Raw genomic sequence first — 14160 nt, 5'->3', positions numbered from 1 at the left:
ATCCCCCACCACACTCTCGGAGGCATCATGCAACGCCGCACGTTCCTCATGGGCACAGCGGCAGGGGCGGCGCTGGTCGCCGTCCCCACCGGCTCTCTCCTGACCGGCAGCGCCACGGCCGCCCCGGCCGTCGTCGGCTCGCTGGACGAACTCCAGGCCGCGATCGACCGGGCCCGACCGGGTGACCGGATCGTCCTGGCCGACGGCAGCTACACCGTTCCCCCGGACCGGCCCCTCACCATCCGGAACAAGCGGGGCACCGCGCGCGCACCCATCACCATCGCCGCCCAGTCCCTCGGCGGGGTCGTCCTCGGCGGCGTACAGAGCTTCGTCCTCGACGCCTCCAGCCACCTCACCCTCAGCGGCTTCTCCTTCCGTCAGAGCAGCACCCTGGAGATCCCCGAGAACTGCTCGCACATCAGGCTGACCCGCAACGACTTCCAGCTTGCCGACATCGAGGGCCTGCACTGGGTGATGGTGCGCGCCGACGACAGCGAGGTCGACCACAACCACTTCCACGGCAAGACCACACTCGGCGTCTACCTCTGTGTGGAGGGCGCGGGTACGGAGGAGATGGCCCAGCGCGTCCATGTGTTCAGGAACTACTTCTCCGATCACAGCTTCGCCGGGTCCAACGGCGGTGAGCCGATCCGCCTCGGTGTCAGCCCACGGGCGCTGTCCAGTGCCCACGCGGTCGTGGAGTACAACCTGTTCGAGCGCGCCAACGGCGACCCCGAGGCGATCTCCGTCAAGAGCTCGGACAACACCATCCGGTACAACACCGTCCGCGACAGCCTCGGCGGGATCGTCCTGCGGCACGGCAACCGCAGCAGGGTGGAGGGCAACCACCTCATCGGTGGCACGGACGGCCTGCGGATCTACGGCGACGACCATGTGATCGTCAACAACTACCTCGCCGGCCTGTCCGGTCGGGCCCTGGTGATCGGCAGCGGTTCGGCCCGCGACCACCTGCCCGGAGAGCCGGCCGACCAGCGCCGCGGCAACGACGCGCCCGACCGGGTCGTCATCGCCCACAACACCCTGGTGAACAACCACGGAATGCTCTCCGGCGAGAGCCAGCGCCCGCACGAACCGCGGGACGTGACCGTCGCCGACAATCTGCTCGTCGCGGAGTCGGGCGAGCTGGTGACGATGGCGAACACCGTACGTTTCACCTGGTCGGGCAACATCCTGTGGGGTGCGGCCGCCGACGGCAACATCCCGGCCGGCGGCTTCACCCGCGTCGATCCGAAGCTGAGGACGGGCCGGGACGGCATCGCCAGGCTGACCGCGGGCAGCCCGGCGATCGGCGCGGCCACGCTCCGGCGGCGCTACGTCACCCATGACATCGACGGGCAGCCGCGCGGGCGGGCCCGGGATGTGGGCGCGGACGAGTACACCCGCAGGCCGGTCGGGCGCGAGCCGCTGACCCCGGCCGATGTGGGCCCCCGGTCCCGCTGAACACACGTCCGCGGGGGGACAGCCGGACCGGTGCGCCGGCGGCTGCCCCCTCCGCCGGTCGCAGCACGTCCAGCCGCGGGGGCTGCACGGAGCGGCCCGGCACCTTCTTGTCCCTACATGGAGGCATCATGCAACGACGCACGTTCCTCAGAGGTACCGCCGTGGCAGCGCTGGCCGCCGTGCCGCTCACCCACCTGCCGTCGGCGGGCGCGGCGGAGGCCGCACCGCCGGTCGCTTCCCTGGCCGCCCTCCAGACCGCGATCAACGCCGCCGCACCGGGCGACCGGATCGTTCTGGCGGACGGCACCTACACCGTCCCGTCGGGCGGCATCAGCGTGTCGGGCAGGAACGGCACCACCGACGCACCGATCACCATCGTCTCGGAAACCCGCGGCGGCGCGGTGCTCCAGGGCGAGCGCAGTTTCGTCTTCAGCAACTCCAGCAACGTCACCGTCAGTGGCTTCGCCTTCCGCCAGAGCACCTCGCTGGAGCTCCCGGCGAACTGCTCGCGCATCCGGCTGACCCGCAACGACTTCCGGTTCGCGGACATCGAAGGGCTCTACTGGGTCGTCGTGCGCGCGGACGACGCGAAGATCGACCGGAATCACTTCCACGACAAGACCACCGCGGGCATCTTCATCGTGGTCGACGGCCCCGGCTCGACCGCCATGGCCCAGCGTCTGCACATCTTCCGGAACCACTTCTCCGACCACAGCTTCGGCGGGGCCAACGGCGGCGAGCCGATCCGTCTCGGCGTCAGCGGCCGGGCGCTGTCCGGCGCCAACGCGGTGGTGGAGTACAACCTGTTCGAGCGGTGCGACGGCGACCCCGAGACCATCTCGGTGAAGTCCTCCGACAACATCATCCGGTACAACACCATCCGCGACAGCGTCGGCGGAATCGTGCTGCGGCACGGCAACCGTTCCAGGGTGGAGGGCAATTACCTGCTCGGTGGCACGGACGGCCTGCGCCTCTACGGTAACGACCACCTCATCCTCAACAACTACCTCGGCGGGCTGTCGGGCCGGGCTCTGGTGGTGGGCAGCGGCACCACCCGCGACCACAACTCGGGTGAGACGACCGAGGAGCGGCGGGGCAACGACGCCTGCGACCGTGCGGTGATCGTGCACAACACGCTGCTCAACAACTCCAGCACCCTGTCCGGCGAGACACGGGCGTTCGAGCCCCGCAACGTCGTCATCGCCGACAACCTGCTCGTGGGCAGCGCGGGCAGCCTCGTCGCGATGGGGACGACCACCGCCTTCACCTGGCAGAGCAACATCCTGTGGGGCGCCGCGTCCAACGGCAACGCGCCCTCCGGCGGTTACACCCGCGTGGACCCGAAGCTGGTGACAGCGGCGGACGGCATCGCCCGGCTGTCGGCGGGCAGCCCGGCGATCGGCGCGGCCACGCTGGGCAGCCCGGCGGTGACCGACGACATCGACGGCGACGCACGCGGCAGCGCCCGTGACATCGGCGCCGACGAGTACGCCACGGTGCCCCCGGCCCGCCGCCCGCTCACGACCGCGGACGTGGGCCCGAACGCCGCGTGACCCGTCACCGGTGACGGGGCGCCGGTGAGACGGTCCGCCCGTTCGCCCCGGGCGGGCCGCTTCCCCGTAGCCGCCGAAGGGCCCCGGGGAAGCACCGCGGAAGACCAGCAGCAGACCGACGGAAGAGCCGCCGAGAGGCGACCGCAGGGAGAAAGGGATGCCGTGACCAGGATGGGACTGTGTTCGGTCACCTTCCGGGGGCTGCCCGCCGCCGACGTCGCACGCCACGCCGCGCAGGCGGGCCTCGATGTGGTCGAGTGGGGTGCTGACGTGCACGCGCCGCCGGACGACCCCGGCGCCGTCCGCGCGGCCCGTGACGCTTCCGACCGGTACGGGCTCACCTCCTGCTCGTACGGTTCGTACTTCCGCGCCACGCCGGGTGAGGCCGCCGATTTCCCGGCGATCGCCCGAGCCGCGGTGCTCCTGGGGGCGCCGCGGGTGCGGGTCTGGGCGGGCGGAGCCGGATCGTCGGCCGCCACGCCGCAGGAGCGGCGCGGGACCGTGGCCTGTCTGCGGGAAGCGGCCCGGATCGCCGCGGACCACGGCCTGGAGATCGCGCTGGAGTTCCACTCGAAGACGCTCACCGACACCGTCGCCTCAACCGTCCGGCTGCTGGACGAGGTGGACGCGGACAACCTCCGCACCTACTGGCAGCCACCGCTCGACGCTCCCGACGACGAGGCGCTGGCCGGGCTCGCGGAGCTCGGCGACCGGGTCGGCGCGGTGCATGTCTTCTCGTGGTGGCCGGGCAACCGCCGACTGCCGCTGGCGGACCGCGAGGCCCTGTGGTCCGGGGTCTTCGACCTCCTGGAGCGGCGGCCCGCCCGGCTGGAGGCGCTCCTGGAGTTCGTGCCCGGCGACGATCCCGCCGTGCTGGCCCGCGAGGCCGCCACCTTGCGGCGCGCGGCGGCCCGATGAGCGGCTCCACCCCCTCCACCCCCGACGCCAGGACGGCAGACATGCACATCGGGCAAGGCGACAGGCTCCTGTTCATCGGTGACTCGATCACCGACGCGGGCCGCGACCGCTCGGACATCGCATCGCTCGGCGACGGCTACGTCCACGAGATCGCGCGGACACTGCGCGCCGGGCAGAGCGCCGGACCCGGCCCCACCGTCATCAACAAGGGCCTCAACGGCAATCGCGTGTACGACCTCGCATCCCGCTGGGCCGCCGACGTCATCGGCCACCGGCCCACCGTGGTCACGGTCAAGATCGGTATCAATGACACCTGGCGGCGCTACGACCGGGGACTCCTCAGCCCGGTCGACGAGTTCGAGGCATGCCTCGCGCGCCTCCTCGCCGACACCGCGCGGGAACTGTCCGCGCGACTGGTCGTCATCACTCCGTTCCTGCTTCCGGTCACCTCGGACCAGGAAGGCTGGTTCGAGGACCTGTCGCCCCGCACCGACGCCGTCCTGCGTGCCGCGACGGCCAACGGGGCCCAGGTGGTACGTGCCGACCTCGCCCTGCTCCGCGCGGCTAAGGACAGGGAGGCGGCGGAGCTGGCCCCGGACGGGGTCCATCCCAGCCCTCTCGGTCACCGGCTCATCGCCGATGCCTGGCTGAACGAGGACGGCCGAGACCGCGAGGACAGCTCCCCGCGCTCGTGAGGGGCGCGGTGGACCTGTGGGTCCGCGGTGACCTGTGGGTCGGCGTCGGAACCGAAGCCACCGGCGAACGGCCGCGCGGCGTCAGTCGGTGAGGTCCACCCGTACGGTCAGCAGGTCGGTACCGAAGGCGCGGACCGCCGCACCGTTGAAGCGCGGCAGCTCCCTCAGCCGGGCGCGCGCGTCGTCGTCCGGGACCAGGTGCGCCGTGCCGTGGTGCCGGCGCCCCTTGATCCGGACCCGGACCTGCGGGTGGGCCTGAATATTGCGTACGTACGGGGACTTCTCCCCGAACTCCGAGACGAACCAGAACGCATGCCCGGTCCGCCGGCCGGCGTACGCCGGGGCCGTCCGGAGGTGCGCCCCAGGGTCTCCACCAGCATCTGCCCCGGAGGGCGGTGGCACCGCCGGCGCGTCCGATTCCCCCGTACCGACGACACGCCACCGCCAGGGGCGGGACGGTCGGGGCGGCGGCGGGTGGCCGCGGGCACACTGGGTGGCCCGGTCCACGTACGAATGGAGTCTGCCGTGGCACTCACCCGCGAAGAGCGTGAACAGTTCCTTGCCGAGCCTCACATCGCCGCGTTGGCGGTGGCGGCCGGGGACGGGGACAGGGCGCCGCTCAGCGTGCCCATCTGGTACCAGTACACTCCGGGCGGCGACCTCAGGATCCTGACGGGTCGCACCTCGCGCAAGGCCGAACTCATCGGTGCCGCAGGCCGGTTCACGATCCTGGTGGACCGGGTGGAGCCGACGATCCGCTACGTGTCCGTCGAGGGCCCCGTCGTCGAGACCCGTCCCGCGACGCGCGGTGACCTGGAAGAGGTCTCGGCGCGCTACCTCGCGGCGGACAAGGTCGCCGGCTATGTCGATTTCGCCTCGGAGAACCACGGCGAGCAGGTGGTGATCCGGATGCGGCCCCAGCGTTGGGTCAGTTCGGATCTCGGCCAGGTCTGACTCCGCGCCCGGGGCGGGCCGGCCGGCGCACCGCGAAGGCCGCCGCGCGCTCACCTCGGCGGCTTCGCCCGGGTGAGCACGCGGCGGCCGTCCCCCGTCAGCCGATGAAGCGCACCTCCGGATAGCGGGCGGACGGACCTTCGAGGATGCGGGCCGGCCGGTCGCGCAGATGGAGGTCGAAGAAGGCGCGCAGGAAGCGCCGCTGGATGTCGATCGACCGTGTGCTGTCGAGCGGGCCGATGAACTCGGCGACCTGCTCGTCGGTCGCCCCGAGGCGCGCGGCGGCCTGGGGCAGGAAGCTCTCGTAGTCCGTGTACGAGAAGTGCCGCGTCCCGGTCATCCGGAGCCGGCGACGCCAGCCCCGCAGATGGGGCCATACCTCCACCCAGCTCGGGTCGGTGTCCGCGTCCTCGCTCATCAGGAGGAACGGCCTGCGCAGCCCCGATTTCACCACGGGGCCGAAGAGGGAGCCGTCGAGGTCCACGCCCGCGCGGAGCGGCACCCCCGACGCGATCGCCGAGGCCGCGGTCGCGCCGCCGAGCGAGTGGCCGAACATCGCGAGCGCGGACAGGTCGAGAAGGTCGGCGAGACCGCGCGGGAGCGGTCCGGCGCCGGAGCGCCGGAACCGTACGATCCGGGACAGCTCCTCCACGACGAACCGGGTGTCGGCGACCCGTACGTCGACCGCTTTCAGGATGACCGGGTCGTCGTCCTCCTCGCCGAGGGGCGGCATCGCGTAGGACGCGACCCGGCCGCCGGGGAACTCGACCTGCCCGGCGTCGTAGGTGTGGTCGATCGTCACGACGACGTATCCATGACTGACGAGGTCCTCGACCAGGGTCATGCTGGACGCGCGGTGCTGACCGTGTCCGTGCGAGTAGAGGATCACCGGGCGCCGGCCCGCACGGGTGTCGGCCGGGGCGCCGGTACGGCCGTGGGTGACCGGCAGCGTGACGTAGCCGTCGGGCAGGAGCCCCGTCTTCTGGAAGACCTTGGCGGCCTCCGCGGTCATCCACGGAGCCCTGGGGTGGCCCGGCCGGCTCGGGACGGCGTCTTCGCGGGCGGGGTACCAGAACTGGACCATCAGTTCCCGCACCGGCTGGGTGGTCACCCACGGATCGCGGCGGCTGCGGTCGCTGAGGTGCAGGGCCACGGTGCCGATGGGGTGGCGGCCGGTCGGGCGGGGCAGGACGAGCCGCACGGGCGGTTCGGTGCGGGTGGGCCGCACGGCACCCGGTGCGCCTCCGGACGCCGCGGCGGCGGGCGCCGCGGTCACGGCGAGGCCGGCGGTGAGACCGGCGGCGAGGGCCGCGCCCGTGCTCACCACGTGCCTCCTGCTGAGCCGGTGCGGAGTCGGGGCCGGGCTCGACATGATGTCTCCTTGGCGTTCGTACGAGCGGTGTGCGGTCACCGGGGGTGCCCGCTCCCTCGAACGCTAAGTGCCGTCGGGCCCGCGATCCGTTGGGATCTCTCATGGCTTTCGCTGATATCTGTCACTGGCGGAGGGGCCCGTGGGCGCGCTATGTCACGGAGGGCCGGAGCCGTTCAGCCAGAACGCTCCGTACACCGAACTCACGACGGTCATCGCCGAGAGCACCACCACGGTCCGGGCGGGGCGCGCACGGGCCATCCTGATCGCCGGCACCAGCAGCAGGGGAAAGGCGGGGATCAGCAGACGGGGTTTCGATCCGAAATATCCCGATGCTCCGACCGCCATGATCGTGATGATGGCGGAGTAGACCACAAGCGCGATCGGCTGCTGTTGCTTCCAGGCGATGCGGTGCGGCCACACACAGAGAAGGACGAGTGCCAGAAGGATTCCCGCGGAGAGTATTCCGGAATTCCCCAGGGAGGCGGCCAGGAATTTCGCGAAGGCGATTCCGCCGTCGAATCCGTTTCCCCACTCCGCCTGCACGTCCAGATAGCCGAGGAATTTCTGTCTCTGCTGTCCGACCCACAAAATGTAGCCGGCCGCGCCGAGCGGGGAGACGATACAGCTCGCGATGACGCTGATCTGCTTCTTTCTGCTGAGCTCGGACCTCTTGGTCGCGAGCACGACTGCCGCGGTGACGACGATGGCCGCACTGATCGCGATCCCGACAGGTCTCGTCAGCCCGGCGAGGAGCGAGAGAACGCTTGCCGTCATCCACTGATCGCGCAACAGGGCGAGCAGCGCCCAGACCGCCAGTGCGACGAAAAGTGATTCGCTGTAGGCCATGGACTGAACGATGCCGACCGGCAGGGCGCCCCACAGACAGGCCAGGATGACTCCGGCGCGTGAACTGTGGACGTGGCGTCCCAGGTGGAAAAGTCCCAGGGCGGCGGCCAGCGAGGACACCGTGCTGATGGCCAGCCCGGTGTCGGACGCGTTCCAGGGGCCGATGCGGGCTCCCGCCTCCTCCAGCCAGGGAAGGAGCGGGAAGAAGGCCATGCTGGAGAGATTCCGCCCGTCGGGGGCCTGGACCGTGAACGAGTAGCCGCTTTCGGCGACGCGCGTGTACCAGAGCGAGTCCCAGCGCCGGCCCAACAGCTCATGGGCGCTCTTCTGATGGAAGGCGGACCAGGTGAACAAGCCGATGAGGCCGATGATTTTGATCGCCGCATAGAGGGATACGGCCGCAAGGGCGCTGTCGAGGCGATTGCTCTTGACTTCTACGGAGGGCCGGCGGGGTCTTGATGTGCCGATCGACTGCGCTTGGATTGCCAACCCCCGGTAAGAGTGGTTCATGGGAAAATGACGCGTAAGGCTCTTTCCTGATCTCAGGAAAGAGCCGTACCTGATCTCAGGAGAGCAAGGGAGAGCGCGGCATCGAGGCGAATTTTCCGTACGGTGGAACGATGATCCCGGTGACGTGTTCGGGGTACACGGTACTCAACGACCTGGAAACCGCGGGCCGCGGCTCTCACGTCGGCGCCCCGACAGAGAGACCCCCTCCGCAGGTACGGAGGGGGTCTCGCCGAACACGGGCGGGGGCCGATGGCCCGACGGCGGTGCCGTCGGGCGCCCCGGCGGATCAGCTGTAGAAGTTGCGCTCCCACCGGTGCTTGGCCAGCACGGCGAGCTGGTCGGCGGTGAGCGGGCGTCCGTCGCTCACCGCCGTGTTGCGCTCGACGTTGCGCGGGGTGCGCATTCCGGGGATGACGGTGGAGACCGCCGGCGAACTCAGGACGAACCGCAGCGCGTTCTCCGCGATCTCGTCGGGGGCGATACCGAGGTCGGCGACGATCGCGGACACCCGCTGTTCGATCTGTGCCGGGCGGTCACCGCGGAAGTAGCGGTTGCGCCAGTCGCCCTCGGGGAACGTCGTACCGGCGGTGATCCGGCCGGTGAGACCGCCCTCGTCCAGTGCCACGCGCACGATGACACCGACGCCGTGTTCCGCGCAGAGCGGCAGCAGCTCGTCGGCGGGGGACTGGTCGAAGATGTTGTAGATGATCTGCAGGCTGTCCACGGAGCCGCTGCGTACGAGTGCGAGTGCGCTGTCGGGCCTGTGGTCGTTGATGGAGACGCCGAACAGTCCGATCTTTCCTTCCTGTTTCAGTTCGGTGATCGTCTCCAGCCAGTCCCCGCGGCCGACCCACTCGTCGTTCCAGACATGGAACTGAAGGACATCGAAGTGATCCAGGCCGGCGGCGCGCAGGCTGGTCTCCAGGCTCTCGCGGATGTGCTCGCCGGGGAAGGCGGCCGCTGGGTCCAGGCCGTCCGGTGCGGGCCATACGGCGTTCTTCGGCGGCACCTTCGTCGCGACGCGTACCCCGTCACCGGCCCGCTCACGGACGACCCGTCCGACGATCCGCTCGCTCTCGCCGTAGCCACGGGCGGTGTCGATGAAGTTCACCCCGAGGTCGATGGCGCGGTGCAGGGCGCGTACGGATTCGTCCTCCGTGGCACCCACCCAGCCGGACTCACCGATGCCCCACGCGCCGTAGCCGATCTCGGATACGGACAAACCGCTGCGTCCCAGCTCGCGGTAGCGCACAATCATCCTCCACGTCATGGTCCTTGCCCTGGCGCGGGCCGGGGCCCGCGCCAGGAATCACGTTGACGATAGGTGACCCGGGCCGCTCGGTCAGGCGGGTTTCGGGGCCGTTGTCCTGATGACAGCCCCTGCTCCCGCCCGTGCCCGTACGGGTGGTGGAGCCGTCAGCCGTTCTCGGGGGCGTGGACGCGGATCTTCGACTGGCCGTGCGGCCGCTCCTCCCAGTCCTCCATGAACCGGGCGACGAGTCCGTGTTCGGCGGCGAGGGCGATCAGGGTCTCGGTGCGGTAGTAGAAGTCCTCCCGCAGCACCGCGTGTTCGACGCCGTCGGTGCGGTCGAAGGTGAAGTCGAAGAAGCCCCCGGGCGCGAGGATGCGGCCGACGTGGGCCAGGCACTCCCCGATGACCTCGATCGGCGAGTGCGAGAACACGCTGTGCGCGTGAACCACGTCGAAATGGCCCTGAGGAAGGAAGTCGAGGGTCAGGTCATGGGTGATCGTGAGATGCGGGAGCTTGTCCTGCAAGTGGTACGTGCTGACGGTGCGCTTGGCGGAGATGAGGATGTCCGGCGAGATGTCGATCCCGTAGTAGTTCCCGGCATCGAGGTAGTCGATGAAGCGCCAGCCGGCCCGCAGGTTGCCACAGCCGATGTCGAGCATCCGGTGGCCGGGCTTCAGATGGTGCTCCGCCAGGTAGTCGAACTGCATCGCGCCGAGCGCGAGCCAGCGCTCATGGGTCTGGCTGCCGACGGCCGCCTCTGGGTTGCGGCTGGTGTCCGACGCCATCACCGCGCGGTAGTAGTCGACGTGGTCCGGGTGCTTGGCGCTCAGCCAGGTGTCGCGCACGGAGCGGCGCACATAGGGAGCGATGCGGGCGGGGTTGCGCAGTGCGTAGCCGATCCGGTGGGTCAGGGCGGAACGGTTCACGGACAGGGATGCGGGGGTCTTCTTCGGCATGATGCGACTTTCGGCGTCGGGCGAAATGGGCATGGCGGGGTAGGGAGACGGCGCCCTGGGGCTCCGGGGAAGGGGGAAACGGGGGAGTGGTGGAGTGCGGAGGGAAGGAGAGGGAGGAGAAGCCGGGGACGGGAGCGGGCGGTGTGCGGGTCGGGGGCGGGCCGGGATCAGTCCGTGCCGCCGATGACCACCACTCCGTTCTCGTAGGCGTAGATGGCGGCCTGGGTACGGTCACGGAGCCCGAGCTTCACGAGCACCTTGCTGACATGCGTCTTGACGGTGGACTCGGTGACGAAGAGATGGCTGCCGATCTCGGTGTTGGACAGGCCCTGCGCGATCAGGGCCAGCACGCCCGTCTCCCGTTCGGTCAGCTCGGGAAGGCTGGTTCTCGCCGGTGGCCGCGGCCCGCGGTGGGGACCGCTGTCGTTCCCGGCCACGGCCCCGGTCCCGGCGAGCCGTGTGAACTCGGTGATCAGCCGGCGGGTGGCGGACGGGGCCAGCAGGGATTCGCCCGCGGCGACGATCCGCACACCTTCCGCCAGCTGCCGTGCCGAGGCGTCCTTGAGCAGGAAGCCGCTCGCCCCGGCGCACAGCGCCTGATACACGTACTCGTCCAGGTCATACGTGGTGAGGATGAGCACCTTCGTGTCCGGGGTGCTCGCGACGATCTGCGCGGTGGCCTCCAGACCGTCCATCTCCGGCATCCGTACGTCCATGAGCACGACGTCCGGGCGCAGCTCGGCCACCTTGACGAGGGCTTCGAGGCCGTCCGCCGCGGTGCCCGCGATCTCGATCCCGGGCTGGGACGCCAGGAGTACGGCGAACCCCTCACGGACCATCGCCTGATCGTCCGCGATCAGGACTCTCACCGGCGGCTGCTCAGGCATTCTTGATGTCCTCCTCGTCGGTGCGCGACACGTCGGGCAGGAATGCGGTGACCTCGAAACCGCCCTCGGCGGTCGGCTGCGCGGTGAGCCGTCCTTCGAGCATGGAGACGCGCTCGCGCATCCCCACGAGGCCGTGTCCGGCGCCCGGCGGGGCGCTTGCCGGGCGGCGTGCGGGACCGTTGACCACCCGCAGGCCCAGGCCGGTCGTCACGTAGGAGAGTTCGACGTCCACCGATGCGCCGGGCGCGTGCCGCAGGACGTTGCTGAGTGCTTCCTGCACGATCCGGTAGGCGGACAGTTCGACGCCCGGGGCCAGTACACGCACTTTTCCGGTCACGGTCCTGGTCACCGCGGACCCCGACGTACGCACTCCGGCGATCACCGTGTCGAGGCGGGCGAGGGTGGGCTGGGGCGCCCTGGTCCTGGTACCGGTCGCGGGTTCCGAGTCCGCCCTGATGACGCCCAGGATCCGGCGCATCTCGGCGAGTGCGAGGACGGCGTTCTCGCGCAGGGTGGCGAAGGTTTCCGTCAGCTCGGGCGGGGGGTTCTTCACACGGTACTGCGCGGCCTCCGCCTGAATCGCGACGACCGACATATGGTGCGCGACGACATCGTGGAGTTCACGGGCGATGGCGGTGCGTTCCTCCAGCCCGGCCCGCCGGTCGCGCTCGTCCTGGGCGGCCGAGGTCTGCTCGGCGGCACGTCGTCCCGCGCGCAGCCAGCCGCTCAGCAGCACGGTGACGACCGCGGCGAGAGCGAGGACGAGGAGTGATACGGGGGCGGGGACGGCCAGACTCCCCTCGCCCCCGAGAACGACGGCACCGGTGATCAGCCACATCCAGGCGGCACCCCCGGGACGCAGCCGCATCGTGGCGACGACGAGGACCAGCGGGCAGGTGACGTGGATGAGGAGGAAACCCGAGCCGCCGAGGCCCGCGAGGTCGAACGAACCCACGACGAGCGCGAGCAGCGTCAGCAACCAGGCCGTCACCGGCATCAGCAGGGTCAGCAGGACGGGCCCGCCGACCAGGAGGAGGCCCGGCATACCCTCCGCCGGGCTCACGAACCGCGACGACACCAGTACGGCCACCAGGGCGAGCGCGCAGACCGCAAGGTGCGGGGCCCACCGGGCGGAGTTCTCCAGCCCGGACGGCAGCAGCGCGCGGGCCCGGGTCAGAGCGGGTGACTCGCTCAGCGGGGGGAGGGGACGGACAGCGAACGCGTGACGGCAGAGGTCGTCGCGCAGCGCGGCGAACGCCGGTGCGAGGCTGCCGCGCGCACCACGCTTCGTACCGCTGGGTGTATCGCGCACCATGTCCGCCGTCCGAGGGGGGTCGAGTTGATCGGGTTTCACAAGGAAGACGCTAAAAGATGCTGGTGGCCGGGGCATCAGTCGTAGGTCCCGTTGCCCGATCTCATACTCACGACCTACGCGGACGGCACCTCGGTACCGGCTCCGGCGACGTACGCCGACGGCCCGGGCGTAAGAGCGGGGCCGGACGGCCCGGGCGTAAGAGAGGCGTCGGACGGCGCGGGCGTAAGAGAGGCGTCAAAGGAGCACCGGTGTACGTCAGGGAGGCGTCAACGCGGGGCGGGTTCGCCGGGTGAGGGGGTTTCCTCAGGGAGTCCGTTCAGCCCCTCCTCCGCTCAGGAACGTGCGAGGGCAGGCCGTCGCGCCGGGGCTGGCTCAGCACCTCGATGACAGGAAGGCGGCACGCCGATGACCCGGGTGCTCGTGGTGGAGGACGAGCCACAACTGGTCCGGGCCCTGGAGATCAACCTGAAGGCGCGCAGGTACGAGGTGGACACGGCGCCCGACGGGGCCACGGCGCTCCGGCTGGCCGCCGCCCACCACCCGGACGCGATCCTGCTGGACCTCGGTCTGCCCGACATGGACGGACTCGACGTACTGAGGAACCTTCGCCGTTGGACCCGGGTGCCGGTCCTCGTGGTCTCCGCCCGCCAGGCTTCCGACGAGAAGATCGAGGCGCTGGACGCGGGGGCCGACGACTATGTCACCAAGCCCTTCGCCATCGACGAACTTCTTGCCAGGCTGAGGGCCGCGATCCGTCGCGCGGTGACCGTCACGACGGCCGAGGAGGAGGTGATCGTCACGACCGACGAGTTCACCGTCGACCTCGCCGCGAAGAAGGTGCACCGGGGCGGCCACGACATCCGGCTCACCCCGACGGAATGGCATCTGCTGGACGTACTGATCCGCAACCCCGGCCGGCTCGTCAGCCAGGTTCAGCTGCTCCAGGAAGTCTGGGGCCCGTCCTACCGGACCCAGACCAATTACCTCCGCGTCTACATGGCCCAGTTACGGCGCAAACTCGAAGCGAACCCGGCGCACCCCCGGCATCTCATCACCGAGCCCGGCATGGGATACCGCTTCGAGAAGTGATGCCTCCCCCCACTGTCCCGACCGGAAGAGAACCGAGAACCATGGCGCGCGGCAAGCTTCGGATCTATCTGGGTGCGGCACCCGGTGTCGGTAAGACGTACGCGATGTTGTCGGAGGCGCATCGTCGGGTGGAGCGGGGTACGGACTGTGTGGTGGCGTTCGTGGAGCATCATGGGCGGCCGCGTACGGAGGTGATGCTGCACGGTCTGGAGCAGGTGCGGCGCAGTGAGATCGAGTACCGTTCGGCGGTTTTCACCGAGATGGATGTCGATGCGGTGCTGGAGCGGGCTCCGGTGGTGGCGTTGGTGGATGAGCTGGCGCATACGAATGTGCCGGGTTCGCGTCATGCGAA

At 70.2% G+C, this 14160-nt stretch carries 12 protein-coding genes and 2 pseudogenes; 7 read left to right on the top strand and 7 right to left on the bottom strand.

Going from position 1 to position 14160, the window contains the following annotated elements; translation table 11 throughout:
- The first annotated feature begins 27 nt into the window (after positions 1-27).
- From A6A29_RS14875 to A6A29_RS14860, 4 genes are all read left to right on the top strand, one after another.
- The gene (locus A6A29_RS14875) at positions 28-1461 is read left to right on the top strand and encodes a polysaccharide lyase 6 family protein (RefSeq protein WP_073720558.1); all 1434 of its coding nucleotides are present in this window, start codon (positions 28-30) and stop codon (positions 1459-1461) included.
- A 128-nt stretch (positions 1462-1589) separates the two neighbouring features.
- Complete coding sequence (locus A6A29_RS14870; protein WP_073720557.1) at positions 1590-3014, top strand: polysaccharide lyase 6 family protein; 1425 nt, start codon at positions 1590-1592, stop codon at positions 3012-3014.
- Positions 3015-3185: 171 nt separating this feature from the next.
- Positions 3186-3932, top strand: coding sequence for a sugar phosphate isomerase/epimerase family protein (locus A6A29_RS14865; protein WP_073720556.1), 747 nt, complete (start codon positions 3186-3188; stop codon positions 3930-3932).
- A 41-nt stretch (positions 3933-3973) separates the two neighbouring features.
- Positions 3974-4627 carry an SGNH/GDSL hydrolase family protein gene (locus tag A6A29_RS14860; RefSeq protein ID WP_073720555.1) on the top strand — a complete coding sequence of 218 codons (654 nt, stop codon included), beginning with the start codon at positions 3974-3976 and terminating at the stop codon, positions 4625-4627.
- Positions 4628-4708: 81 nt separating this feature from the next.
- On the opposite strand, the pseudogene A6A29_RS14855 reads toward A6A29_RS14860, so the two are convergent.
- Positions 4709-5064, bottom strand: a pseudogene (locus A6A29_RS14855) (nitroreductase/quinone reductase family protein).
- Between the two features lie 88 nt (positions 5065-5152).
- Here A6A29_RS14855 and A6A29_RS14850 point away from each other — a divergent pair.
- Positions 5153-5581 (top strand): pyridoxamine 5'-phosphate oxidase family protein, encoded by a 429-nt coding sequence (locus A6A29_RS14850; RefSeq protein ID WP_073720554.1) that lies wholly within the window; start codon positions 5153-5155, stop codon positions 5579-5581.
- Between the two features lie 97 nt (positions 5582-5678).
- Here A6A29_RS14850 and A6A29_RS14845 read toward each other — a convergent pair whose 3' ends face one another.
- From A6A29_RS14845 to A6A29_RS14820, 6 genes are all read right to left on the bottom strand, one after another.
- Positions 5679-6953 (bottom strand): alpha/beta hydrolase, encoded by a 1275-nt coding sequence (locus A6A29_RS14845; protein ID WP_073720553.1) that lies wholly within the window; start codon positions 6951-6953, stop codon positions 5679-5681.
- A 153-nt stretch (positions 6954-7106) separates the two neighbouring features.
- Positions 7107-8309 (bottom strand): hypothetical protein, encoded by a 1203-nt coding sequence (locus tag A6A29_RS14840; protein ID WP_241838472.1) that lies wholly within the window; start codon positions 8307-8309, stop codon positions 7107-7109.
- 286 nt (positions 8310-8595) lie between these two features.
- A complete protein-coding gene (locus A6A29_RS14835; protein WP_073720683.1) occupies positions 8596-9561 on the bottom strand; it encodes an aldo/keto reductase in 966 nt (321 codons plus the stop codon).
- Positions 9562-9725: 164 nt separating this feature from the next.
- Entirely contained in the window at positions 9726-10517 is a 792-nt protein-coding gene (locus A6A29_RS14830; protein WP_073720682.1) for a class I SAM-dependent methyltransferase, read from the bottom strand.
- Positions 10518-10684: 167 nt separating this feature from the next.
- A complete protein-coding gene (locus A6A29_RS14825; RefSeq protein ID WP_073720552.1) occupies positions 10685-11404 on the bottom strand; it encodes a response regulator in 720 nt (239 codons plus the stop codon).
- Positions 11397-12719 carry a sensor histidine kinase gene (locus A6A29_RS14820; RefSeq protein WP_079182758.1) on the bottom strand — a complete coding sequence of 441 codons (1323 nt, stop codon included), beginning with the start codon at positions 12717-12719 and terminating at the stop codon, positions 11397-11399. Before A6A29_RS14820 ends, A6A29_RS14825 begins: the two co-directional genes overlap by 8 nt.
- A gap of 405 nt (positions 12720-13124) precedes the next feature.
- On the opposite strand from A6A29_RS14820, the gene A6A29_RS14815 reads away from it, so the two are divergent.
- Together A6A29_RS14815 and A6A29_RS14810 are read left to right on the top strand one after the other, a co-directional pair.
- On the top strand, positions 13125-13808 hold the full coding sequence (locus A6A29_RS14815) for a response regulator (RefSeq protein ID WP_073720551.1): 684 nt from the start codon (positions 13125-13127) through the stop codon (positions 13806-13808).
- Positions 13809-13849: 41 nt separating this feature from the next.
- Positions 13850-14160 (top strand): annotated as a pseudogene (locus tag A6A29_RS14810) (histidine kinase); the annotation flags it as partial.

The organism is Streptomyces sp. TSRI0281 (assembly GCF_001905125.1).
GTDB lineage: Bacteria > Actinomycetota > Actinomycetes > Streptomycetales > Streptomycetaceae > Streptomyces.
This window is presented reverse-complemented; position numbering and strand designations above follow the sequence as displayed.

Excerpts from the sequence above, each read along its gene's own strand:
- A6A29_RS14825 (WP_073720552.1), bottom strand. The coding sequence starts at position 11,404 with ATGCCTGAGCAGCCGCCGGTGAGAGTCCTGATCGCGGACGATCAGGCG.
- A6A29_RS14845 (WP_073720553.1), bottom strand. The coding sequence starts at position 6,953 with ATGTCGAGCCCGGCCCCGACTCCGCACCGGCTCAGCAGGAGGCACGTG.
- A6A29_RS14820 (WP_079182758.1), bottom strand. The coding sequence starts at position 12,719 with ATGGTGCGCGATACACCCAGCGGTACGAAGCGTGGTGCGCGCGGCAGC.
- A6A29_RS14815 (WP_073720551.1), top strand. The coding sequence starts at position 13,125 with ATGACCCGGGTGCTCGTGGTGGAGGACGAGCCACAACTGGTCCGGGCC.
- A6A29_RS14870 (WP_073720557.1), top strand. The coding sequence starts at position 1,590 with ATGCAACGACGCACGTTCCTCAGAGGTACCGCCGTGGCAGCGCTGGCC.
- A6A29_RS14830 (WP_073720682.1), bottom strand. The coding sequence starts at position 10,517 with ATGCCGAAGAAGACCCCCGCATCCCTGTCCGTGAACCGTTCCGCCCTG.
- A6A29_RS14865 (WP_073720556.1), top strand. The coding sequence starts at position 3,186 with ATGGGACTGTGTTCGGTCACCTTCCGGGGGCTGCCCGCCGCCGACGTC.
- A6A29_RS14840 (WP_241838472.1), bottom strand. The coding sequence starts at position 8,309 with ATGAACCACTCTTACCGGGGGTTGGCAATCCAAGCGCAGTCGATCGGC.
- A6A29_RS14860 (WP_073720555.1), top strand. The coding sequence starts at position 3,974 with ATGCACATCGGGCAAGGCGACAGGCTCCTGTTCATCGGTGACTCGATC.
- A6A29_RS14875 (WP_073720558.1), top strand. The coding sequence starts at position 28 with ATGCAACGCCGCACGTTCCTCATGGGCACAGCGGCAGGGGCGGCGCTG.